The organism is Pseudomonas sp. GW822-FHT06D10, from assembly GCF_058799535.1.
Genome location: NZ_JBXALN010000001.1, coordinates 483,238 through 503,843, shown reverse-complemented (window position 1 = coordinate 503,843; position 20,606 = coordinate 483,238). Strand labels below are relative to the sequence as shown.

Annotated in this window: 25 protein-coding genes, 1 tRNA gene and 1 pseudogene; 16 read left to right on the top strand and 11 right to left on the bottom strand. The window is 62.6% G+C overall.

All coding sequences use genetic code 11. From position 1 onward, the window contains the following. The first annotated feature begins 5 nt into the window (after positions 1-5). The 5 genes from AC1RL5_RS02245 (at position 6) to ada (ending at position 3,169) form a co-directional block, all read left to right on the top strand. The gene (locus AC1RL5_RS02245) at positions 6-308 is read left to right on the top strand and encodes a DUF1883 domain-containing protein (protein WP_011061687.1); all 303 of its coding nucleotides are present in this window, start codon (positions 6-8) and stop codon (positions 306-308) included. Positions 309-337: 29 nt separating this feature from the next. After that, entirely contained in the window at positions 338-508 is a 171-nt protein-coding gene (locus AC1RL5_RS02240; protein WP_015635890.1) for a hypothetical protein, read from the top strand. Between the two features lie 103 nt (positions 509-611). Next, positions 612-1,328: a 2OG-Fe(II) oxygenase gene (locus AC1RL5_RS02235; protein ID WP_072450141.1), complete on the top strand. Its 717-nt coding sequence runs from the start codon at positions 612-614 to the stop codon at positions 1,326-1,328. Further along, positions 1,318-1,998 carry a DNA oxidative demethylase AlkB gene (gene alkB, locus AC1RL5_RS02230; RefSeq protein ID WP_011061690.1) on the top strand — a complete coding sequence of 227 codons (681 nt, stop codon included), beginning with the start codon at positions 1,318-1,320 and terminating at the stop codon, positions 1,996-1,998. The genes AC1RL5_RS02235 and alkB overlap by 11 nt, the downstream gene beginning before the upstream one ends. 85 nt (positions 1,999-2,083) lie before the next feature. Next, complete coding sequence (gene ada, locus AC1RL5_RS02225) at positions 2,084-3,169, top strand: bifunctional DNA-binding transcriptional regulator/O6-methylguanine-DNA methyltransferase Ada (RefSeq protein WP_492588983.1); 1,086 nt, start codon at positions 2,084-2,086, stop codon at positions 3,167-3,169. Here the strand turns inward: ada and AC1RL5_RS02220 are convergent. Beyond that, positions 3,121-3,609, bottom strand: coding sequence for a GyrI-like domain-containing protein (locus tag AC1RL5_RS02220; RefSeq protein ID WP_072450138.1), 489 nt, complete (start codon positions 3,607-3,609; stop codon positions 3,121-3,123). The two genes, ada and AC1RL5_RS02220, sit on opposite strands and share 49 nt — an antisense overlap. 214 nt (positions 3,610-3,823) lie before the next feature. Between AC1RL5_RS02220 and AC1RL5_RS02215 the strand changes: the two genes are divergently transcribed. From AC1RL5_RS02215 to AC1RL5_RS02185, 7 genes are all read left to right on the top strand, one after another. Further along, complete coding sequence (locus AC1RL5_RS02215) at positions 3,824-4,888, top strand: NAD(P)H-dependent flavin oxidoreductase (RefSeq protein ID WP_011061693.1); 1,065 nt, start codon at positions 3,824-3,826, stop codon at positions 4,886-4,888. 174 nt (positions 4,889-5,062) lie between these two features. Beyond that, on the top strand, positions 5,063-5,830 hold the full coding sequence (modA, locus tag AC1RL5_RS02210; protein ID WP_011061694.1) for a molybdate ABC transporter substrate-binding protein: 768 nt from the start codon (positions 5,063-5,065) through the stop codon (positions 5,828-5,830). Continuing rightward, positions 5,831-6,511 (top strand): molybdate ABC transporter permease subunit, encoded by a 681-nt coding sequence (gene modB, locus AC1RL5_RS02205; RefSeq protein WP_015635894.1) that lies wholly within the window; start codon positions 5,831-5,833, stop codon positions 6,509-6,511. A gap of 4 nt (positions 6,512-6,515) precedes the next feature. After that, positions 6,516-7,598: a molybdenum ABC transporter ATP-binding protein gene (gene modC / locus AC1RL5_RS02200; protein WP_492588984.1), complete on the top strand. Its 1,083-nt coding sequence runs from the start codon at positions 6,516-6,518 to the stop codon at positions 7,596-7,598. An 80-nt stretch (positions 7,599-7,678) separates the two neighbouring features. Beyond that, on the top strand, positions 7,679-8,716 hold the full coding sequence (locus tag AC1RL5_RS02195) for a DNA topoisomerase IB (protein ID WP_015635896.1): 1,038 nt from the start codon (positions 7,679-7,681) through the stop codon (positions 8,714-8,716). 178 nt (positions 8,717-8,894) lie between these two features. Further along, the gene (locus tag AC1RL5_RS02190) at positions 8,895-10,535 is read left to right on the top strand and encodes an ABC-F family ATP-binding cassette domain-containing protein (RefSeq protein WP_492588985.1); all 1,641 of its coding nucleotides are present in this window, start codon (positions 8,895-8,897) and stop codon (positions 10,533-10,535) included. Between the two features lie 88 nt (positions 10,536-10,623). Continuing rightward, entirely contained in the window at positions 10,624-11,016 is a 393-nt protein-coding gene (locus AC1RL5_RS02185) for a VOC family protein (RefSeq protein WP_123577922.1), read from the top strand. Between the two features lie 20 nt (positions 11,017-11,036). Here AC1RL5_RS02185 and AC1RL5_RS02180 read toward each other — a convergent pair whose 3' ends face one another. Together AC1RL5_RS02180 and AC1RL5_RS02175 are read right to left on the bottom strand one after the other, a co-directional pair. Then, the gene (locus tag AC1RL5_RS02180; protein WP_011061700.1) at positions 11,037-11,357 is read right to left on the bottom strand and encodes a YbjQ family protein; all 321 of its coding nucleotides are present in this window, start codon (positions 11,355-11,357) and stop codon (positions 11,037-11,039) included. A 123-nt stretch (positions 11,358-11,480) separates the two neighbouring features. After that, positions 11,481-11,639: a hypothetical protein gene (locus tag AC1RL5_RS02175; RefSeq protein ID WP_011061701.1), complete on the bottom strand. Its 159-nt coding sequence runs from the start codon at positions 11,637-11,639 to the stop codon at positions 11,481-11,483. 179 nt (positions 11,640-11,818) lie between these two features. Here AC1RL5_RS02175 and AC1RL5_RS02170 point away from each other — a divergent pair, with 179 nt between their 5' ends. Continuing rightward, positions 11,819-12,103 (top strand): hypothetical protein, encoded by a 285-nt coding sequence (locus AC1RL5_RS02170; protein WP_015635899.1) that lies wholly within the window; start codon positions 11,819-11,821, stop codon positions 12,101-12,103. A 193-nt stretch (positions 12,104-12,296) separates the two neighbouring features. Here the strand turns inward: AC1RL5_RS02170 and AC1RL5_RS02165 are convergent, their stop codons facing one another. Next, positions 12,297-12,683 (bottom strand): MliC family protein, encoded by a 387-nt coding sequence (locus AC1RL5_RS02165; RefSeq protein WP_047337039.1) that lies wholly within the window; start codon positions 12,681-12,683, stop codon positions 12,297-12,299. 269 nt (positions 12,684-12,952) lie between these two features. On the opposite strand from AC1RL5_RS02165, the pseudogene AC1RL5_RS02160 reads away from it, so the two are divergent. Further along, positions 12,953-13,469: pseudogene (locus tag AC1RL5_RS02160) on the top strand (polysaccharide lyase family 7 protein). Between the two features lie 59 nt (positions 13,470-13,528). Here AC1RL5_RS02160 and AC1RL5_RS02155 read toward each other — a convergent pair. Beyond that, a complete protein-coding gene (locus AC1RL5_RS02155) occupies positions 13,529-14,128 on the bottom strand; it encodes a GNAT family N-acetyltransferase (RefSeq protein ID WP_492588986.1) in 600 nt (199 codons plus the stop codon). 217 nt (positions 14,129-14,345) lie between these two features. On the opposite strand from AC1RL5_RS02155, the gene AC1RL5_RS02150 reads away from it, so the two are divergent. Beyond that, the gene (locus tag AC1RL5_RS02150; RefSeq protein WP_019094151.1) at positions 14,346-15,293 is read left to right on the top strand and encodes a hypothetical protein; all 948 of its coding nucleotides are present in this window, start codon (positions 14,346-14,348) and stop codon (positions 15,291-15,293) included. 71 nt (positions 15,294-15,364) lie between these two features. Here the strand turns inward: AC1RL5_RS02150 and AC1RL5_RS02145 are convergent, their stop codons facing one another. The 6 genes from AC1RL5_RS02145 to AC1RL5_RS02120 form a co-directional block, all read right to left on the bottom strand. Continuing rightward, positions 15,365-15,748: a c-type cytochrome gene (locus tag AC1RL5_RS02145; protein WP_093403553.1), complete on the bottom strand. Its 384-nt coding sequence runs from the start codon at positions 15,746-15,748 to the stop codon at positions 15,365-15,367. 483 nt (positions 15,749-16,231) lie between these two features. Continuing rightward, positions 16,232-16,552, bottom strand: a complete 321-nt coding sequence (locus AC1RL5_RS02140) for a hypothetical protein (protein WP_041774282.1) — start codon at positions 16,550-16,552, stop codon at positions 16,232-16,234. A gap of 265 nt (positions 16,553-16,817) precedes the next feature. After that, on the bottom strand, positions 16,818-17,450 hold the full coding sequence (locus AC1RL5_RS02135) for a hypothetical protein (RefSeq protein ID WP_239692717.1): 633 nt from the start codon (positions 17,448-17,450) through the stop codon (positions 16,818-16,820). 635 nt (positions 17,451-18,085) lie between these two features. After that, positions 18,086-18,172 (bottom strand) — tRNA-Leu (locus tag AC1RL5_RS02130). Between the two features lie 356 nt (positions 18,173-18,528). Beyond that, a complete protein-coding gene (locus tag AC1RL5_RS02125) occupies positions 18,529-18,729 on the bottom strand; it encodes a hypothetical protein (RefSeq protein WP_015635906.1) in 201 nt (66 codons plus the stop codon). A gap of 268 nt (positions 18,730-18,997) precedes the next feature. Then, complete coding sequence (locus AC1RL5_RS02120) at positions 18,998-19,261, bottom strand: DUF1652 domain-containing protein (RefSeq protein WP_015635907.1); 264 nt, start codon at positions 19,259-19,261, stop codon at positions 18,998-19,000. 352 nt (positions 19,262-19,613) lie between these two features. Between AC1RL5_RS02120 and AC1RL5_RS02115 the strand changes: the two genes are divergently transcribed. Then, entirely contained in the window at positions 19,614-20,102 is a 489-nt protein-coding gene (locus AC1RL5_RS02115) for a P-loop nucleotide/nucleoside kinase family protein (RefSeq protein WP_015635908.1), read from the top strand. The last annotated feature ends 504 nt before the right edge of the window (positions 20,103-20,606 follow it).

Here is a 20,606-nt window from a genome sequence, read left to right as displayed (position 1 = left end):
CGCCCATGAAATTCATCCACCAGCGCGAGCACCTGAACGAAGACGATATCGTCGTCATCGAATGCTCCCAGGTCTGCAACATTCGCCTGATGAGCGACGCCAACTTCCGCAGCTTCAAGAACGGCGGCCGTCACACCTATCACGGCGGCGCCTTCGACAAGTTCCCGGCAAAGATCACCGCCCCCAGCACCGGTTTCTGGAACATCACCATCGACACCGTCAACCGCCGGCCCATCAGCGTGACCCGCAAGCCGAACCTGACGCATTCGATCCGCATCATTCGCCGCTCCAGCTCGAAACTGCGCTAAGCCCTCCCCTCGCGACAACAGGTAGCCCCGTGCCCCAGACCACCAAGTACGTCATCAAATACAAGCTCAACGGTGAGCGCCGCTTCGAATTCGCCCAGTTGCAGACCGGTTCCGAGGAAGAAGCCCGGGCCGCCCTCGAGGCGCTGCATGGCCAGTCCGACGATGTCATCAGCGACGTCAGCGTCAGCAAGGCCTTGTAAGGCGCCGCTGCGCACCACCGATTCAAGCGCAAGCAACGGAGTGTTCGGCGGCCAACCGTGCCGCAGACTGGCCGGGTTCCCTACCGCCCAGGACACTCCCGCCATGCCTGCCCCCTCGCTACACGATCGCCTGCAACAACTGGATTGGGCCCGCATCGAGCAGGCCCTCGACCAGGACGGCTGCGCCCGCCTCGAAGGCCTGTTGACCCCAGCGCAATGCCAGGCCCTGAGCCGGCTTTACCAGAGCCCCGAGTTGTTTCGCTCGAAAGTGATCATGGCCCGCCATGGCTTTGGCCGTGGCCAGTACCAGTATTTTGGCTATCCGCTGCCGGAGCCCGTGGCGCAATTGCGCCAGTTGCTCTACCCGCGCCTGGTGGACCAGGCCAACCGCTGGAACCGCCTGATGAATATCGACGTCCAATACCCGACGCAACATGCCGCCTTCATCCAGCGCTGCCACGACGCCGGGCAGATGCGCCCGACGCCCTTGCTCTTGCAATACGGCCCCGGGGACTACAACTGCCTGCACCAGGATCTGTACGGCGAGCACGTATTCCCCTTGCAAGTGGCCTTCCTGTTGTCGCAGCCGGGAAGCGACTTCAGTGGCGGTGAACTGGTGCTCACCGAACAGCGCCCACGCATGCAATCGCGGCCGCAGGTCATTGGTCTGAAGCAGGGTGATGGGCTGGTTTTCGCCGTGCATCATCGCCCGGTAGCCGGAGCGCGCGGGCACTATCGGGTGACCTTGCGCCACGGTGTCAGCCGCGTTCACAGTGGCCAGCGCCATACCCTTGGAGTGATTTTTCACGATGCACTGTAATGATGGCGGCCCAGCCACCCTCGGGCTGTTCAGTGACAGCGACCTGCAGCAGCCTGCCCGCGTCGAGGTCTTGGGCCCACAATCCCGGGTCTTGCGCGGCTTCGCCCTGCCCTGGGTCGAAGCGCTGCTGCCGCAACTCGATGCCGTGCTCGCCGCCGCACCCTTTCGCCAGATGCAGACGCCCGGCGGCTTCACCATGTCGGTGGGCTTAAGCAGTTGCGGGCAGCTGGGCTGGACCACCGACCGCAGCGGCTACCGCTACAGCCCCATCGACCCGCAAAGCCAGCGCCCCTGGCCAGCACTGCCCAAGGTATTCCAGGAGCTGGCCGAAGCCGCGGCCGAGGCGGCCGGCTTTCCCGGGTTCGCCCCGGACTCCTGCCTGATCAACTGCTACCGGCCAGGGGCAAAGATGTCACTGCATCAGGACAAGAACGAGCGCGACTACTCGGCCCCTATCGTGTCCCTGTCCCTGGGCCTGCCGGCGATCTTTCTCTTCGGCGGCCGGCAGCGCAGCGACAAGAGCCAGCGGGTCGCGCTGCTGCATGGCGATGTGGTGGTCTGGGGCGGCGTCGACCGCCTGCGCTATCACGGAGTGCTGGCCCTCAAGGACGGCCACCACCCGCTGTTGGGCCAGCAACGGATCAACCTGACCTTGCGCCGGGCCGGCTGACGTTGAGAATTCAAGCGCAAGACCCGGAGTGCCGAACGGCCCCAGCTTGGTTAATCTGGCCGCCACCGCTTACCGAGTACCGACCATGACCGCCTTGTCGCGCAAGCACCGCATCGAACAGGACCCCCGCTGGCAAGCCGTGCTCAAGCGCGATGCCAGCGCCGACGCCAGCTTTGTCTACGCCGTGCGCACCACCGGCGTCTATTGCCGCCCCAGCAGCCTGTCGCGCTTGCCCAAGGCCGAGAATGTCGAGTTCTTCGACAGCGCCGAGCAAGCCGAAGCCGCCGGCTACCGCCCGAGCAAGCGCCTGGCCAGTGACCAGACCCAGGTCGCGGCGCACCATGCCACGCTGGTGGCGCTGGCCTGCCGGCAGATCGAGGGCGCCGAAACACCGCCCAGCCTGGGCCAGCTGGCGCAGCAGGCCGGCATGAGCAGCTATCACTTTCACCGAGTGTTCAAGGCCGCCACCGGGCTGACCCCCCGGGCCTATGCCAACGCGCAACGCTCACGCAAGGTGCGCTCCCACCTCGAGCGCGGCCAGTCGGTCACCGAAGCCCTGTATGACGCCGGCTTCAACTCCAACAGCCGTTTCTACGAAGCGGCCGACCAGTTGCTGGGCATGACGCCCAGCGACTACCGCGCCGGCGGCCCCAACACCGATATCCGCTTCGCCCTCGGCCAGTGTTCCCTGGGGGCAATACTGGTGGCGCAAAGCGCGCGCGGTGTGTGTGCGATTCTCCTGGGGGATGACCCCGGCCCGCTGCTGGAGCAACTGCAGGACAAGTTCCCCCGGGCCAACCTGATCGGTGCCGACCGCGATTTCGAGCGCCTGGTCGCCCAGGTAGTGGGGTTTATCGAGGCCCCGGCCATTGGCCTGGACCTGCCCCTGGATCTGCAGGGCACGGTGTTCCAGGAGCGGGTATGGCAGGCCCTGAGGAGCATTCCTCTGGGCAGCACCGCCAGCTACGCCGAAATTGCCCAGCGCATTGGCGCCCCCAAGTCCATGCGCGCCGTGGCCCAGGCCTGCGCGGCCAACAGCCTGGCGGTGGCCATTCCCTGCCACCGGGTGGTACGCAGCGACGGCAGCCTTTCAGGCTACCGCTGGGGTGTGGAACGCAAGCGTCAGTTGCTCGAGCGCGAAGCATCCTGCGAGGCCTCGATGCCGATGTAGATCGCCACCGAATCGGCACTGGTGTAGACCTCGAAATCCGTGGCGAAGGCGCGCCGGACCTGGGGGTTGTCCTGGAAGTAGGCCCAGATCAGCCCCCAGGTCTGGATCACGCAATCGGGCATCGCGCCCTTGGCACTGAACACCAGGTAGTCCCCGCCCTGGACAGCCACGCTCGGGTAGTCGGCGCAGGCACCTTCCAGCGCCACGCCGGCGGTCACGTCGAAGTGCCCGCTGGCATCGGACTCGTAGTTGGAATAGACGCCGTAGACGAACGAATCAGCCTGGCGAGGGCTGATCTTGTCGAACAGCCCCTCGACATAGAAGCGCTGCCACATCGGCCCGATCCGGGCGCTGTCGGCCTGTTGCTCGGCGGCGTTGAGGGTCCTTACTTGCAGGCCTGCAACGCTGAACGGCAGTACTTCACGCAGTTTTACATCCATGGTCAGCCTTCCTTGAGGGGTGCGATGAGGAAAAATATCCGCCGCAGTCTAGCGCCGGATCGACGCCGCCGACAGCCGTCGGCAGCGGCCGCCGTATCGGTTGCAAAGGCCTGGAATCGAGCCCCGTGGAAAAGTCAGCTGGCCTCGGGGCGCCATCTCCTGATAAAAACCACGGGCTGCATCGTCTAAACCTGCCGACGGAGAATTCCCGCAAATGAGCCAATGGACTGATCGCCGCCTCTTAGACCTGCTGGGTATCGCCCTGCCCATCATCCAAGCGCCCATGGCCGGTCCCTCCGGCTCCGCCATGGTGATCGGCGCCTCCCGGGCCGGTGCTCTGGGCTCCCTGCCCTGCGCCATGCTCGACGCCGGGCAGATCCGCCAGGAAGTGCAGGTGATTCGCTCAGCCACGCAGAACCCGTTGAACCTGAACTTCTTCTGCCACCAGGTGCAGCCCGTCGATGCCGAACACGAGCAACGCTGGAAGAACGCCCTGGAGCCCTACTATCGCGAGCTGGGCGCCGACTTCGATGCTCCGACCCCGGTCAGCAACCGCGCGCCCTTCGATGAGAGCACCTGCCAACTGGTGGAAGAGTTGCGCCCTGAAGTCGTGAGTTTCCACTTCGGCCTTCCAGAGCCTTCGTTGCTGGCCCGGGTCAAGGCCACCGGAGCCAAGGTGCTGTCCTCGGCCAGCACCGTCGATGAAGCGCTCTGGCTGGAGGAGCGCGGCTGCGACGCGATCATCGCCATGGGCTACGAAGCCGGCGGCCACCGGGCAATCTTCCTCGGCGACGATCTCAACAGCCAGGTCGGCACCATGGCCCTAGTGCCGCAGATCGTCGACGCGGTGCAACTGCCGGTGATTGCCGCCGGCGGCATCGGCGATGCCCGGGGCATCGTCGCGGCGCTGGCCCTGGGAGCCTCGGCGGTGCAACTGGGCACTGCCTACCTGTTCACCCCGGAAGCCAAGGTCAGCGCCGCCCACCACCATGCCCTGCGCCACGCCAAGGAAAGCGAAACCGCGTTGACCAACCTGTTCACCGGGCGCCCGGCCCGGGGCATCGTCAACCGCGTCATGCGCGAAATCGGCCCCATCAGCCCGTTGGCGCCGGCCTTCCCCCGGGCCGGCGGCGCCTTGATGCCGCTGCGTGCCAAGGACGAGGCAGGCTTCGCCAACCTCTGGTCCGGCCAGGCCCTGCGCCTGGGGGTGGAACTGCCCGCCTACGAGTTGACCCTGCGCCTGGCCGAACAAACCCTGGCACAACTGCGCAGACGCTGATTCACTAGAGCCGCGATCCACATCGCGGCCCGGGCAACAAGCGCTGGCAACAGAGTTCCGTTCATCGACAAATCGCTATATATTCCGCTATATAGCGATTCCCCCTCGCCTTGGTGCAGGCCCCTTCCAATAACTCACTGCCCAACGCATCCGTCCCCCCAATGGAGCTGTTTGATGAACCTTCGCGCCTCAGGTTTTGCCCCGACTTGCCTCGCCGCCCTGCTCGCTGTCTTCGCCCTGGGTTCGGCCCAGGCCGATGAAGTACAGGTCGCGGTGGCCGCCAACTTCACCGCACCGATCCAGGCGATTGCCGCCGACTTCGAGAAAGACACCGGGCACAAACTGGTGGCCGCCTACGGCGCTACCGGGCAGTTCTATACCCAGATCAAGAACGGCGCGCCTTTTGAAGTCTTCCTCTCCGCCGACGACAGCACCCCGCAAAAGCTCGAAAGCGAAGGCGACATCGTCAAGGGCTCGCGCTTCACCTACGCCATCGGCACCCTGGCCCTGTGGTCGGCCAAGGACGGCTACGTCGACGCCAAGGGCCAGGTGCTCAAGGACAACCAGTACCAGCATCTGTCCATCGCCAACCCGAAAGCCGCGCCTTACGGCCTGGCCGCAACCCAGGTACTGGCCAAGCTGGGCCTGACCGACAAGGTCAAGGACAAGATCGTCGAAGGCCAGAACATCACCCAGGCCTATCAGTTCGTTTCCACCGGCAATGCCGAGCTCGGCTTCGTCGCCCTGTCGCAGATCTACAAGGACGGCAAGGTCACCAGCGGCTCGGCCTGGATCGTCCCGGCCCAGATGCACGACCCGATCAAGCAGGACGCGGTCATCCTCAACAAGGGCAAGGACAACCCGGCCGCCAAGGCACTGGTGGACTACCTCAAGGGGCCAAAAGCCGCCGCGGTGATCAAGTCCTACGGCTACCAACTGTAAATGAGCCTGTCGAGTGCCGATTTTTCCGCCATCTGGCTGACCCTCAAGCTGGCGTCCCTGACCACGCTGATCCTGCTGGTGGTCGGCACTCCGATAGCCCTGTGGCTGTCGCGCACCCGCTCCTGGCTGCGGGGGCCGATCGGCGCCGTGGTGGCTCTGCCCCTGGTGCTGCCACCGACGGTGATAGGTTTCTACCTGTTGCTGGCCCTGGGGCCCAACGGTTTCTTCGGCCAGTTCACCCAGTCCCTGGGGCTGGGCACCCTGACGTTCAGTTTTGCCGGCCTGGTGCTGGGCTCGGTGATCTACTCCATGCCCTTCGTGGTACAGCCGTTGCAAAATGCCTTTTCTGCCATTGGCAGCCGTCCCCTGGAAGTGGCCGCAACCCTGCGCGCCAACCCCTGGGACACCTTTTTCACGGTGATCCTGCCCCTGGCGCGGCCAGGCTTCATCACCGCCTCGATCCTCGGCTTTGCCCACACCGTCGGCGAGTTCGGCGTGGTGCTGATGATCGGCGGCAACATCCCCAACAAGACCCGAGTGGTCTCGGTGCAGATCTACGATCACGTCGAGGCCATGGAATACGCCCAGGCCCACTGGCTGGCCGGGGCCATGCTGGTGTTCTCGTTCCTGGTGCTGCTGGCGCTGTACTCCAGCCGCAAGACCAAAGCCGGCTGGAGCTGAGCCGATGAGCATTCACGTCAAGCTGCACCTGGGCTACCAGGACTTCGCCCTGGATCTCGACCTGCAACTGCCAGGGCGCGGGGTAACAGCCTTGTATGGACATTCGGGCTCGGGCAAGACCACCTGCCTGCGCTGCATCGCCGGCCTGGAAAAAGCCGGCCGCGGGCGCATCCAGATCAATGACGAAGTCTGGCAGGACAGCCAGCGCAAGCTGTTCGTCCCGCCCCACAAGCGCTCCCTGGGCTATGTGTTCCAGGAGGCCAGCCTGTTCGCCCACCTGTCCGTGCAAGCCAACCTGGAATTCGGCCTGCGGCGCATTGCCAAGGCACAACGCCGGGTGGACATGGCCCAGGCCACTGAACTGCTGGGCATCGGCCACCTGCTGCAGCGCCACCCGCAGCACCTTTCCGGCGGCGAGCGCCAGCGCATCGGCATTGCCCGGGCGCTGCTCACCAGCCCGCGGCTGCTGCTGATGGACGAGCCCCTGGCGGCCCTGGATTCGAAACGCAAAAGCGAGATCCTGCCCTACCTGGAACGCTTGCACGACGAACTGGATATCCCGGTGCTGTACGTCAGCCACTCCCAGGATGAAGTGGCGCGCCTGGCCGACCATATCGTCCTGCTCAGCTATGGCCGGGCCCTGGCCAGCGGCCCCGTGGGCGAGACCCTGGCGCGCCTGGACCTGCCCCTGGCCCTGGGTGACGACGCGGGCGTGGTGGTGGAAGGCCGGGTCAGCCATTACGACCCGGACTACCAGTTGCTGACCCTGCAACTGCCCGGCAGCCAGCTGACTATCCGCGTGGCCCACGAGCCTCTGGCACTGGGCAAGGCCTTGCGGTTCAAGGTCCAGGCCCGGGACGTCAGCCTGAGCCTGCAGGACAGCGAGCACAGCAGCATCCTCAACCGCCTGCCGGTAACGGTGCGCGACGAAATCCCCGCGGACAACACCGCCCATGTGCTGGTGCGTCTGGACGTGGCGGGCAGCCCGTTGCTGGCGCGCATCACCCGCTTCTCCCGGGACCAGTTGAGCCTGCACCCCGGGCAGCAACTCTGGGCACAGATCAAGGCAGTGGCCGTCCTGGCGTAAACCGCAGAGAAAATCGGCACCCTTGGCCGAGGCCGCGGTCCATGGTCTACCGGCCCGCACTTTGCCCAGGACCTGCCGCCATGCCCGACGCTTGCGATACCCCCGCCCTGCCCGCCGACCTGCACTACACCGACGACCGCCAGCCGGGCATCCGGCGGCGCAAGCTGCGGGGCAAGTTCGTCTACTACGACGCCCAGGGCCAGCGCCTCACCCAGGCCGCCGAGGTACAGCGGATCAACGCCCTGGCGATTCCCCCGGCCTACGCTGAGGTGTGGATCTGCCCCGACCCCAAGGGCCATCTGCAGGCCACCGGCCGCGACGCAAGGGGCCGCAAGCAGTACCGCTACCACCCGCGTTGGCGCGAAGTGCGCGACGGTGACAAGTACGCTCGCCTGCTGGCGTTCGGCAACGCCTTGCCCAAGCTGCGCCGGCAGTTGCAGGCGCAATTGGCGGTGCCCGGCTTCAGCCGGGAAAAGGTCATGGCCACCTTGATCCTGCTGCTGGATGAAACCCTGATCCGCGTCGGCAACAGCCAGTATGCCCGGGACAATCGCTCCTACGGCCTGACCACGTTGCGCAACCGCCATGTACAGGTCAGCGGCAGCGCCATCCACTTCCAGTTCCGTGGCAAGAGCGGGGTCGAGCACCAGATCACCGTCAAGGACCCGCGCCTGGCACGGGTGGTCAAACGCTGCCTGGAGTTGCCTGGGCAGCAGCTGTTCCAGTACCTGGACGAAGACGGTCAACGGCACCACGTCAGCTCGTCGGACATCAACGCCTGCCTGCAGCAACTGACCGGAGCCGACTTCACCGCCAAGGACTACCGCACCTGGGCCGGCAGCGTCCTGGCCCTGGAGCGGTTGCGCCAGCAGCCTTGGGAGCCCCAGGCCGAGGCGAAAAAACACATAGTGGCAACGGTCAAGGAAGTGGCCCGGGAACTGGGTAACACTCCGGCGGTGTGCCGCAAGTGCTACATCCATCCGGCGCTGCTGGAGCGCTTCGTCCTCGGTGAGTTGGCGCAGTTGCCCAAGGCCCGGGCCCGCCAGGGCCTGAAGGCCGAGGAAGCGGGCCTGGCGAACTTTCTGCGGCGCCTGGCAAAGGAGGCCCAACCGGCCTGACGACGGCCACCTTCGAATTTGCGTACTTGTCAGTCAGAGAATTCTGAGGTTAGGCTACGCACCTTCTTTCCCGCCCAAGGACGATTGCCGACGTGAACAACTAAGCCTTCCAAAAATGTATCCGCGATGAGCACTGCTAGCGCTCATTGGCCTGTTGCCACATTTTCCGGAGGTGCTGATGACTCACGTCACCCGGCTGCCCGCACTGGTTTCCCTGAACCAGCTGACCTATCAATTCGCCAATGGCGAAACCCTGCTTGATGCCCTGAACCTGAGTTTCGATCGCCTGCCCACGGCCATCGTCGGGCGCAATGGCGTGGGCAAGTCCCTGCTGCTGCGCCTGATCGCCGGCGAGCTGCAACCCTCCTCCGGGAGCATCAGCCGCACTGCCAGCCTGGCCTATGTGCCCCAGGACCCGCAGGTACAGCCGGGGCAGAGCGTGGCCCAGATCGCCGGCCTCGCCGAGACGCTGGGCGCCCTGGAGCGCCTGGCCGACGGCAGCGCCAGCCTGGAAGACCTGCACCTGGTGGATGATCGCTGGGACCTGGCCCAGCGCCTGCGCCTGGCCCTGGATGAAGCCGGCCTGGAGCACGTGGAACCGCAGGGCCCGGCGGACGTCCTCAGCGGCGGCCAACTGGCCCGGGTGGTGCTGATCGGCGCCCTGCTGGGCAACGCCGACCTGCTGCTGCTCGACGAGCCCAGCAATCACCTGGACCGCCACGGCCGGCGCTGGCTGACGGAACAACTGCAAGGCTGGCGTGGCGGGCTGATCCTGGTCAGCCATGACCGCCAGTTGCTCATGCAGGTGCAACGCATCGTCGAACTCGGCCCCCAGGGCGCCCGGGTCTATGGCGGCAACTATGCGCTGTACCAGGCGCAGCGCCAGGCCCACAGCGAGGCGGCGCAGGCGGCGCTGGACCATGCGCGTACCCAGCGCAGCCGCGAGCACAAGCGCCTGCAACGGGAACACGACACCATCCAGCGCCACGCCGCGGCCTCGCGCCGGCACGCCAAGACCGCCAACGTCTCAGGCTTCGAACGGGCCAAGCTGCTCGGCGCCGCGCGGGACATCATGGGCCAGGTACGCCACGCCCATCAGGGCCACAAGAGCGAGCTCGACGAGCAGGTGCGCGACGCCTTTGCCCGGGTCGGCGCGCAGTCACCGACCTTGCTCACTCTGCCCGCCACCACCTTGCAGGCCGGCCAGCCGGTATTCAGTCTGCTGCAGGCGCAACTCCCCTGGCTGGACCCGCAAGCCCCGGCCAGCCGCCTCACCTGCAACGTCGTCGGCCCGGCGCGCATCGCCCTGGTCGGCCCCAATGGCTGCGGCAAGTCCACCTTGCTGAAACTGCTGGCCGGCCAGTTGCAGCCACTGAGCGGCGAATGCCGAGTGGCGGTAGCCAGTGCCTATCTGGATCAGCATCTGGCGCAACTCGATCCCGCACACTCACTGCTCGAACAACTGGGCAACGCCGCCACGCCCCTGGAGGAAAGCGCCTTGCGTACCCGCCTGGCACGCCTGCAACTGGATGCCCGGCGGGTGCTGCAACCCTGCGCGCAACTGAGCGGCGGCGAGCGCCTGAAAGCCGCCCTGGCCCTGGCCCTGTGGGGCGGCAACCCAGCCCGACTGCTGTTGCTCGACGAGCCCACCAACCACCTGGACCTGGAATCGGTGCAGGCCTTCGAATGCGCCCTGCGGGACTTTCCCGGTGCCCTGGTGGTGGCCTCCCACGATCAGGCCTTTCTCCAGGCCCTGGCGCCGACCCATGAGCTGCAATGCTCGGCCCTGGGCTGGCACCTCAGGGAGCAGCAGCCATGAAACAGCGGCTTACAACGACGGGCCCTGCGCAGCCGCAGGCCCGTGCTAGATTCGCCGCCTCACAATCCATGGACAGGAGCGTCACGCCATGCAGTTCGGATACACCATCATCTACGTACCCGAAGTCGAAGGTTCCTTGCGCTTTTTCGAGCAGGCCTTTGGTTTCAAGCGGCGGTTTCTCCACGAATCCGGTACCTATGGCGAGCTGGAAACCGGCAGCACTACCCTGGCCTTCGCCGACCATGACCTGGCAGAAATGAATTTCCCGGCCGGCCATGTGGCGGCTCACTCCTCGCCCAAGCCCCTGGGCATGGAACTGGGGCTGGTCACCGCAGACGTGCAGGCGGCCCATGCCCGGGCCCTGGAGCACGGTGCCCGGGAACTGGCGCCCCCCACAAGCAAGCCCTGGGGGCAGACGGTGTCCTATGTGCGCTGCCCGGACGGCACTTTAGTGGAGCTGTGCACCCCGGCCGCGCCCTGAACGCCCGGAGGAGTTGAACGCTACTTGAGCCTGACGGCGGTGCCGGTGGCGAAGACCACTACCATGCCACCGCGCCCTGCCGGCATGCTGATCTCGAAATCCACGCCGACCACCGCATCGGCGTTGCACTGCCGGGCGCGCTCCTTGATTTCATTGGTGGCCTGTATCCGCGCTTCCTTCAGGGCGCGCTCCAGGGTCTGGGAGCGGCCGCCGAAAAAGTCGCGCATACCGGCGAACAGGTCACGGACCACGTTGATGCCGTGGACCGATTCGGCGCTGACGATGTCCAGGTAGCTGGCAATTTCCCGGCCTTCGATATGGGCGGTGGTGGTGACAATCATGTGTTTCTCCCTTGAACGGACCACTCGCCCCGGCGCTTCGGGGCGGCAAAACCGGGGATGGTAACAGAGCCCGCCCAAGGCTTTGCCACAAACGACAGCCCCGCTCTGGAGCGGGGCTGTGGGTCACGGTTTCAAGGGACGTTCTTCATCCAGTTCCGACAGGCTTTTGCCATCATCCGGATGCTTCCAGGTCTGCGGAGGCGGCTCCTTGTGTTCAACCTCGTAGGGTGCCGTCTCATCGCTGCGTTCCTGCTCGTAAGGGCGTTGCTGTTGCGTTGCCATGCCCACCTCTCTTCCTGAAGGGATTTTTCACTCGCCTTAGCAGGTTAGAACAGATCTGCCGGGGGCTCGGGGTTTGCCGACAAAACAACGAACGTCGCCTGTGCCCTGCGGTCGTAAAAGTATGGAGACGCATCGAACACACGACGCGTGCTCCGTACTCACTCCGAAGGAGAAACGCGATGGTTACTCACTTCAAGGTCGCCGGGCATCTGGCCTGCGGTCATCACGGCACCCAACTGGCCTCCACCGGCGAACTGAACCGGGTCAAATGCCGCAGTTGCCGAAACACCGAGGTCTACAAGGAGGCCCGACGCAACCAGCGCAACGCCGCTCGTCGGGCTGCACGCAAGGCCAAGGCCAGCCATGGCGGCCAACTCTGGCGTAACGCCTGGACCGAACGCCTGACCGCCCTGCCGGGCCTGCAGCGTCTGCCACGGGGCTTTCACGGCCAGCCCTTCGTCTGAAACCGAAGCACGCCAGCGTGCCGGCCGAGTACGGGACTGGGCAAGGCCGGCCCCCTGAGGCGCAAGATGAAACTTCTTTCACCCAGCGGCGAAAAAGCGCTGTGTATAGTCGCCTCGCTCATTCAAGCAACTACGTTCGCCCGCACTCCCCGCGGGCTTTTTTTTGCCCTCGGGAAAGTGCGCAGGCGGTTTTTCAGTCCTGCTCGAGTTCCTTGCAGTCCTTGAGCAGGGTTTGCTCCGTGGCGGTGTGGTCCGCCTCCAGGAACGAGAGCACCCCCATCTTGCCCTTGGTGTGCCAGCGGAAGCTGTTCTGCTCGTCGTCCGCCACGTACAGGGCGCCGGAAGCGGAACGCGCGATGTGCATGGGGATCAACTGGTCCTTGTAATACAGCGTGGCAAACGAGGAGCCGTTGTCGATGTTCAGGTAGGCGGCGTCGATGCGTACCTGCCCTTCACACTGGTAGCGCGCTACCTGGCTCTGGTAGGCCGGCTCGGCGGTAGTGGTCTGGGCAGCCTGTGCCAAGAGCGCCTGGCTTGAAGCCAGAACTGCGGCGCAGAGCATTGCAGGATGAATTTTCATGGTGTTCCCCCAGTCGTTCAAAGATGCCCAATGGGACTGGCAGGGGCGTTTTTAGTTCAGGCTGATCAAGCCCCTCGGACCACGGTGCGGCAAAGCTCGAGATAGAACTGCGGGTCGGTGAGGAACGGGGTCGACAGTCACATCGGCACCGCGGTCTAGCGGCTCCGGGGGCGCTCCGGGAAACAGCTCCCGCTGATGCCGCGGCCCCGCAGCCGCGAGCATCGCCCTGGACGCTGGCCCACCGACCGCCCCGACAAGGAAACCTCCACATGCCGGTAGACATCAGCACACTCGACATCGCCACCCCACTGCCCACCTCGGCCAGCAACCCGCTGGCACTGGAGCTCAACGGCAACCTCGCCCTGGCCCAATGCCCGAGCGTGATCTCGCGCCTGGCAGATGGCTCGATACAACTGTGCGCGCCGACCCGGGGCGCGGCGAGCAAAAGCACCCATCGAACCCGCTGCGAGTGGAAGGAATCCCGCTACTGGGCCCTGAGCAGCGCCGCCGATCATTGGAACCGCCAGCAGATGACCCTGACCAAGGTCAACTCGGCGCAGAAAGTGGTGGTTGCGCAAATACATGTACGCTGGGCTGATTACCATCGGCGCCAGTTGCAATGGCCAGCAAGCCAGCTCTCCCCCGCACGCCCTGGACTCGACCTGGAATGGCCAGGTATTCGACTTTCATGGCGGGATCTACAACCAGGTCGATTTCACCCCCAGCACTCCGGCGGAGGATGGCTCGGCCTGCATCATCAGCCAGTTGTCGCTCAGCCACGCCTAGCACCTGGCTGGGGGGGTGCCTTGCGGTAGTCACGCCGTCCGGATGCTCCTGGCACCTTGTCAGGAAGGTACCTGCTCCTCGCTGCGATCACGGGGCATCAGGGCCAGGTAGTCGGCCAGCGCATCCCCGGCCAGGGGCTTGATCATGATCCGCACCTGGTGCTGCAAGCGCCCCAGCTCGATCCCGTCACGGGTACGCACCTGGGCATAACCGCAGGCATTCCAGAAGCCCTGTGCCCGGGCATTGTCCTGGACCACGCTCAAGCGCAACCAGCGTGCGCCCTCGCCCACCGCCCAGGCCTCAAGCTCAGCGTGCAACTGCCGGGCAAGGGAGCTGCCGTGACAGGGGGTAGCCAGCATGAACAGGCCTATGTGCCAGACCCCTCGTGCCAACAGGTCGCTGACAATGCTGACGAACGCCAGCAGGCGCCCTTCGCTGTCGAAGTAACCGATTTTCCACTTGTGGGTGTAGGACCAGCCCGCTGGCAGTGCATCATTGATCTCGTCGCGCGCCTCGTCCGGCTGCGGCGCTGCACCGTGGACGATATGGAAATACTCCGGGTTCTCGACAAAGAAACGCTGCAACAGCGCTGCGTCATCCAGGGTGATTTCCCTGGGCGCGAGCCCGGTTGCTGATGACGGCAGTAGCCTTGATTGCATGCTGTGGAGCCCCTGGAAGACGCTAGGCCGGCAGGTCGGCGACGGATCCTAGCGTCCGGCCAGGCCCTGACGACAGAGTTTATTTGTTGGAAAAATGTGTACCGCCCAGCGCTCGCTTCACAGCGGGCCGCCCTCGCCGCTTTGTTATGATCGGCCCTCACCATGCCCAGCGTTTATCCAGCAGGCCCGCGCCTGCGTTACCCGCGGAATCCACCCCATGTCCAATCCCTTGTCTTCCCCTGGCTACCAGCGGCTGCTGGCCCTGCAGCAACGCATCCATGAGTTCACTCGGGAGCAGGCCGCCGAGCACGACGACACCGGCGAAGACCCCGCCGGCCCATTGTGGGCCAGCGACTACAACTACCTGGCCCTGGCGCCGATGCGTGACGGCCTGCATCTGGAGTACTACGGCGAGCTATGGGACGAGCCCTTTGCCTGGACCCTGGAATGCCTGGCAGAGCAGAGCGTGGCGGACATCCTCAGCTCGCTGCTGTTTTCCGGTGCCGATGAAGGCGCGAACGGTACCCGCGAGTGGGAGTTCAGCCCCTTGCTGGACAGTGCGGTGCAATTTCCCCGCCTCAGGTCATTGGCGATTCGCCCCACCGAACCTCAGGACCATAACGTTTCGTTGATCCAGAAGGCCGGCACCATCATGGAAGAGGCCGGTGAAATTGCCCGCTGGGTAGCAAAGACCCCGTACCTCAGCGAACTGACCCTGCCCAATGCCCCCAACGCGGACTTCTTCCAGGTCGACCTGCCACACCTTGCGCAACTGCGTATCGGCGCCCATTTCGACACCCAGGGTTTTATCGACAACCTCGCAGGCTCCAGCAACCTGCCGCGGTTGAGCAGCCTGGATTTCAGCGAATCCAGCGCACTTCAGCAAAGCTGGGCAAAAGACCGCGAGGAGCACGCCATCACGTCTTTTACCAGCTATGAAAGATTGTTTGCCAGCCACGCGTGCGACCCATTGCGGGCGCTGCGCTTGCGCAATACCTGCCTGAGCCTGGAACAACTCGAAGCCCTGCAGCGCCAGCGACCCAAACTGCCGATCATGGTGATCCAGGCCACCACTGGCGGTTACGTGAAGAATTTCGCCCGACAGGTATTTCCCTGGCAGCACCTGGTGCAGCCCGACCCGGGCAGCGATGAGCCTCAAGGCTAAAGCCAAGATTGATTGGCCACCGTCTCGGAGCAAGTGGCTCTTGGAACGCTGTGCCTGCGCATATACAAGACTCATCGAGTCTTTGAAATCACGTCACTCATGTATTGATTCAAATCGCGAAAATCCTTAACGCTCCAAGCATGCGGGGGCACCTTCACACCGTTCTCCCGCAAAGTTCTGGGAATCAAGTCTCCATTGGGGCGCAGTATTACCGACGACACAATCACCCCCGGATACTCATTGAGTCGTTTTTTGAAAGCAGGGGTCGTCAGATCAGGTGTAGGAGGATGGCTCTTATTGGCCAACGGCCCAGTTCCCTTGATATCGGCGCCGTGACACATGGCACATCGTTGCACATAGAGACTCTTGCCATTGGTGTTGTCCGCAAAGGAAAGCGTTGCTTGAATCAGCGAGAGCCCTCCCAGCAAAGCGATGAACAATGCGTTTATTTTCATTTTTGCATCTGGCCTCGTTGTAGAAATCAAATCCCGGAGGCAGCACAGCAACGCTCTGACTCACATCTGAAACGAGAGTCTTAGTCAGCAACAAACATGTGTTTGCCAGAGGTGAACTTCAGCTCAAACGCAGTTCCGCATGTCCTATGCACCCGCGGGGTGGGAAAACACCCCAAAAAACTGTGTATGCAACCAGCGTAATGTGTCCGGTGCTCTATCTCTCCTGCCCAGAAGGATCCAGATCCGTGCCAGGAAGAACAGCCTCCCCCATCGCACACGCCGATGCATGGGTTGAAGCGTCCCGCAGGCGAATACATCCGTTAAGTACTACTGGGGGCTTCTCGGAGGTAGTCCTCCATACGCTTAAACCGCTCCGCCAACCTTGATCTCGGCACCTTCGAGCGGGCATTCCCCAACAGCAGACCGCACCAGCCCTGGCCATAAGGGCTGGAGTGGTATTGGAACCGTAAATGCGCTGTAGGATTACTGCAGGAGGTTAGGCTGGGTGGGAATCAGGTCCTGAATTTGAGCACAAGAGTAGGTGTTGGAGTAGTCATGGAAACGTGGCTTTATTTCGGCGCCATAGGTCACGCACTGGAACGCCGACGACCCTTTTTGCAAGATCAGAAAGTGCACCAGGCCGACTCGTGCTGGCGCCTGGTAGGCCGCCTTGACTTCATAGCCGCTACGCAGCAACTCGCTCACCGGAGTGGTGTCGTCCGCCAGGGAGAATGGGCTAGCGCCTACGAGGCCCAGCAGGGAGATGCTCAGGGAGATTTTTGCAATACGCTTGGTGATTGGCATGAATCCGTCATCCATGAATGGAAAATGCCAAGTTACCTAAATTCAGCAACCCCGTCACGATCCCTGCCCGACCGAATTGCAGAGTTTGGCGACCTGTGGAGCAGTTTGAACAGTCCAGCCCCGGATGCGATCAGCATCCTATGAAGCATGCCAATTGGCGCTCGTCCCGGCCGGTGCAGGCCGTTCGAGAATCCGTTTGAAACACCCCGGCCAGTCGAGCGCAGAGCCGCCTCACCTCGATAGTGGCTGGAGAGACGTGCTTCGTTCATTTATCCAGATTCAATAGTTCCTGCATCCGGTCCCCTATCATTCCCCGCAACCACGCAGCATGAAACTCCATCTCCTCCAGAGAAGTGCCCTCGGCCAATCGATATACGAGCTCCTTGCCCCTCGGCCCCTGGCACACGACACTAAAATGGCCATCGCGGTCATAACTGGCGAGCACGTAAGGGCAGATACAAATGATGTCGCTAAATGGCACTTGCACTTCGGCGGGCTTGCGAGCGCGACGGGTGACCGTGAGAGTAAGCAGTTGCTGGTTTTCGTCGAACGTGAAGGCCAGCACTCTAGATGCAGAAAAAATCCACGCGAAGACCAGCCCCATGAGCACAACAGACCCACACAGGAGCTGGATGAACGACGACGTTGTGAGGCTAGACCCATCGCCGCTCGGTTCACCTGGCATCGCTTCGAACCCGAGTAGGAGCAGTAGCGTCAGCACCAAGCCCGGCAACAACCCAAGCACCACAAAGCAGAAACCCAAAATGGCCGCCCCCGTGCTTCCAATGGTCAGCAAGTCCGGGCCGCGATGCCAAACAGGTGGGTGAACGGCAGGGTTTTCAGCGCTTGACGCAACTAGAGGCGTTGCGATGCGGTGAGGTGGACTTTGACCATCCATCTAGCAGGCTCCAGAGATGTAGCGCCGACGGTTCCACTACTGCCAGATAGTTCTGGCCTAGAGTTACCAGGCTTTTTTCACCACCTCTACTTGCGAACTTCCCCCAAAGAACCACCGGCAAATACCTGCCGATCAGGGCGCCAACAAATAGACGCACATAGCGGATTCATCGATGCTGAAGGGGCGCAAGCCCTTCTCTGCCGCAAGAGCATGCCAAGTATCCGAGCGCTGAGTTGATTTACCCGCCTACTCGACAACTAGTGACAGTGTGATCTATCAATCAAGATCAAGTTGCCGCCATGCTATCCGGCACACGCTCTTGCTCGCCTGATCAAGTAGTAGGCGATCCCCAAGGCAATGATTGCGGGCCCCACGTTATCGAGCTTTGTAGCACCATCGGCCAAATGTCGCCCGGCCTGCACGAGCATGAGGACAGCACCGACATACAGGATCGCCACCTTAAAACGCTTCCAGCTCATTTAGCCCTCCCGCTTTGGAGATGACCGAACAGTGCACGCGCAATCGTAAGGGCAAGAAGGTCTCACCCACAAAGTGAATTGCGGAGCAGTATTTGAAGTTGCGAATTGATTCAGAGTAAGGCTCACTCACAAAACCGTGCAAGCCCTTGAAATAGATGGTGCCCGAAGCCGGAATCGAACCGGCACGCCCTTACGAGCGGGGGATTTTAAGTCCCATGCGTCTACCAGTTTCGCCATTCGGGCGGTAGCGCGATAACGCGGCACTGGAACATTCAATCGGCATCAGGCCGTCCAGTGCTTGAAGCAGGGAGTGGAATATATACATCCAGTCCTTGTGAAGCAAGGTCGAAGCCGGCAAAAAAACCCGGTTCCCAACTCGCTGTCGAGGGTAAAAAAACACGATAAATCAGAGATCTACAGCGTCATTCCGAGGTTCAACCAGGGGCCGCACAGCCTCTCGCCAACTCCCTCAGCGGCGGCAAGACTAACATGGCGCCATAAGCCAACCAACTGATTTTTAAAGACTTATCCTGAAGTGACAGCCTCGGACGAAGCTCCTGCCAGCAATGTCCAGGAAGAGCTTCCTCCCCTGGCAGCCCTCAAGCTTGCGCGGAAAAACTCAATGAGAGTTTGAGCGCGTCGTCCTTGGCGACCGCCTGCTCGGCCTCCAGATGCGCCGCGAACTCCTGCTCCACAGGCGCCTCGGGACCTTTGACTTGAGCAACCGAGCGGTTGTGTTCCAGTACTTTCGAGAGTTGGGCGTAGCTGTAGTTGGCGGGAGGCGTATTGCCGATGTTCATGAAGACCTTCCTTGAATGGGTAAAGACCAAGCCAGGTGCAGAAAGCCTCGGGTACCGCCCGAGTTGCGCACCCTTGGGTGAAAATGGCGAGGGAGGTTAACAGCTACAACCGCAAAGACGTACATCAAGCGCCTGTGGAGTTCGCCCAGTACAGATGACCTCGCCATCCATGAACCGGTAAAGAGTCATAGATACTGGGCGAACGCTGTAACGCTATGCCCTCGCAATGACATGTTCAACTGTCAGCAATGCGCGCCTCCCCGCCCCCTCAGCCGGCGTAGTGGGTGAAGGCCCCGGCAAAGGCTCGGCGCCCTGCCCGCAATTCGGTACGCAGCTCGCCAATCAGATTGGAAATGTCACGCACGCTGGTGAGTTCGGCAGTGGAGACGCCGGTGAGCAGCAAGTCCACCCGGCCCGACTCTGCATCATAGATCTTGATGGTCAGGGAGCCGTTGGGGTTCAGGGCGCAGGCGCAGGACAGCGGGAGAAAGCCGGACTCCAATATGTGGCAAAGCTCGCTGGTAGAGAGCATGGCTTCTCGCCTGTATGGGGGAGGTGAAGTTTGCCCGTTCAGGATAGGCCTATATGCGCGTTTGTGTATCAGAAAAAACACAGAGAAATGTTAACTACCCCGCAGTTATCGAATGCCTGCGCAATGCCTCAGCGCTTCGAAATGATGGAGGCTTGTGCATGGCCGGGCTGTTTTTTTTCGTGGCGACTCTGTAGTTTCCACAACATGAACCCGATCCCCCGGCCTGGCCTCGCAGCGATTATTACCCCCTTCATCAGCAAGGTGGGCTAGCGGCCGTCCAGGCTGTCAAAAACCCGCCTCGGAGGCGGGGTTGACCACCACTCTTCTGAGGCAACTACCCCAGGAGAAAACCATGAAGCACTCATCACCCGCCGTACTGCATTTACTGTGCGGCAAGATCGCCTCGGGCAAGTCCACCCTGGCCAGGCAGCTGGCAGAGGCGCACGGCAGCGTCCTGATCTCTGAAGACCAGTGGCTGGCAGGCCTGTATCCGGAGCAGATTCATTCGATTGCCGACTACCTGCTCCACGCCCAGCGCCTGGCAAGTGTGCTGGAACCGCTGGTGATCGCCATGTTGCGTGCTGGAACCTGTGTCGTCCTGGACTTTCCCGCCAATACCGTCGCCCAGCGAACCTGGCTGCGAGCGCTGGCGGACCAGGCCGGCACCCCTCATCAATTGCATGTACTGGATGTAGATGAAGCCCAGTGCAAGGCAAGGCTGCGCGAGCGCAATCGTCTGGGCGATCACCCGTTTGCCGCCAGCGACGAGCAGTTCGAACGGATTAGCCGCTACTTCGTGCCGCCTCAGGAGGAGGAAGGGCTGCACATCGTCCGGCACTAGGCGTATCGGCAGTCACGGTCGGGTGAGCCAGGCGCCCGATCGTGAATCCTGTGCATCCAGCCCATGGGAAAAAGCGGCCCGTGACAAATTCCAGGCAAAAAAAAGCCCAAGTAGCTGATGGACACTTGGGGCTAAAAATGCATAAACCGTGGTAGGTGAACGCAGGGCTATAGTAACGGAATCGTACATTCTGTAACAACATATTTTGAGAAAAAAACCACAAATAAAACCACCTAAGTCATTAAATATCCACACTTTTTTTGAGTCTTTGGATTTCAGGACAGATTTCTGGAAGGCCTCCACCAGTGTTGGAGCCGCGAAAAAAAGGTGCCAGCCATGCACCTGCAATGCTTCGTGAAGCATTCAACAAAATAGCGTTGAAAATTCACAGAATCGCAACAGACAGATAACAGCAGCCACCTTAAATTGCCGGCACCCGTCCGAATGGAATGTGCCGGTATGAATGAATTTCTTGATGCCCTGCCCTTGCTGCTCTGCCTGACG

Excerpts from the sequence above, each read along its gene's own strand:
- AC1RL5_RS02245 (WP_011061687.1), top strand. The coding sequence starts at position 6 with ATGAAATTCATCCACCAGCGCGAGCACCTGAACGAAGACGATATCGTC.
- AC1RL5_RS02235 (WP_072450141.1), top strand. The coding sequence starts at position 612 with ATGCCTGCCCCCTCGCTACACGATCGCCTGCAACAACTGGATTGGGCC.
- alkB (WP_011061690.1), top strand. The coding sequence starts at position 1,318 with ATGCACTGTAATGATGGCGGCCCAGCCACCCTCGGGCTGTTCAGTGAC.
- ada (WP_492588983.1), top strand. The coding sequence starts at position 2,084 with ATGACCGCCTTGTCGCGCAAGCACCGCATCGAACAGGACCCCCGCTGG.
- AC1RL5_RS02220 (WP_072450138.1), bottom strand. The coding sequence starts at position 3,609 with ATGGATGTAAAACTGCGTGAAGTACTGCCGTTCAGCGTTGCAGGCCTG.
- AC1RL5_RS02215 (WP_011061693.1), top strand. The coding sequence starts at position 3,824 with ATGAGCCAATGGACTGATCGCCGCCTCTTAGACCTGCTGGGTATCGCC.
- modA (WP_011061694.1), top strand. The coding sequence starts at position 5,063 with ATGAACCTTCGCGCCTCAGGTTTTGCCCCGACTTGCCTCGCCGCCCTG.
- modB (WP_015635894.1), top strand. The coding sequence starts at position 5,831 with ATGAGCCTGTCGAGTGCCGATTTTTCCGCCATCTGGCTGACCCTCAAG.
- modC (WP_492588984.1), top strand. The coding sequence starts at position 6,516 with ATGAGCATTCACGTCAAGCTGCACCTGGGCTACCAGGACTTCGCCCTG.
- AC1RL5_RS02195 (WP_015635896.1), top strand. The coding sequence starts at position 7,679 with ATGCCCGACGCTTGCGATACCCCCGCCCTGCCCGCCGACCTGCACTAC.
- AC1RL5_RS02190 (WP_492588985.1), top strand. The coding sequence starts at position 8,895 with ATGACTCACGTCACCCGGCTGCCCGCACTGGTTTCCCTGAACCAGCTG.
- AC1RL5_RS02185 (WP_123577922.1), top strand. The coding sequence starts at position 10,624 with ATGCAGTTCGGATACACCATCATCTACGTACCCGAAGTCGAAGGTTCC.
- AC1RL5_RS02180 (WP_011061700.1), bottom strand. The coding sequence starts at position 11,357 with ATGATTGTCACCACCACCGCCCATATCGAAGGCCGGGAAATTGCCAGC.
- AC1RL5_RS02175 (WP_011061701.1), bottom strand. The coding sequence starts at position 11,639 with ATGGCAACGCAACAGCAACGCCCTTACGAGCAGGAACGCAGCGATGAG.
- AC1RL5_RS02170 (WP_015635899.1), top strand. The coding sequence starts at position 11,819 with ATGGTTACTCACTTCAAGGTCGCCGGGCATCTGGCCTGCGGTCATCAC.
- AC1RL5_RS02165 (WP_047337039.1), bottom strand. The coding sequence starts at position 12,683 with ATGAAAATTCATCCTGCAATGCTCTGCGCCGCAGTTCTGGCTTCAAGC.
- AC1RL5_RS02155 (WP_492588986.1), bottom strand. The coding sequence starts at position 14,128 with ATGCAATCAAGGCTACTGCCGTCATCAGCAACCGGGCTCGCGCCCAGG.
- AC1RL5_RS02150 (WP_019094151.1), top strand. The coding sequence starts at position 14,346 with ATGTCCAATCCCTTGTCTTCCCCTGGCTACCAGCGGCTGCTGGCCCTG.
- AC1RL5_RS02145 (WP_093403553.1), bottom strand. The coding sequence starts at position 15,748 with ATGAAAATAAACGCATTGTTCATCGCTTTGCTGGGAGGGCTCTCGCTG.
- AC1RL5_RS02140 (WP_041774282.1), bottom strand. The coding sequence starts at position 16,552 with ATGCCAATCACCAAGCGTATTGCAAAAATCTCCCTGAGCATCTCCCTG.
- AC1RL5_RS02135 (WP_239692717.1), bottom strand. The coding sequence starts at position 17,450 with ATGGATGGTCAAAGTCCACCTCACCGCATCGCAACGCCTCTAGTTGCG.
- AC1RL5_RS02125 (WP_015635906.1), bottom strand. The coding sequence starts at position 18,729 with ATGAACATCGGCAATACGCCTCCCGCCAACTACAGCTACGCCCAACTC.
- AC1RL5_RS02120 (WP_015635907.1), bottom strand. The coding sequence starts at position 19,261 with ATGCTCTCTACCAGCGAGCTTTGCCACATATTGGAGTCCGGCTTTCTC.
- AC1RL5_RS02115 (WP_015635908.1), top strand. The coding sequence starts at position 19,614 with ATGAAGCACTCATCACCCGCCGTACTGCATTTACTGTGCGGCAAGATC.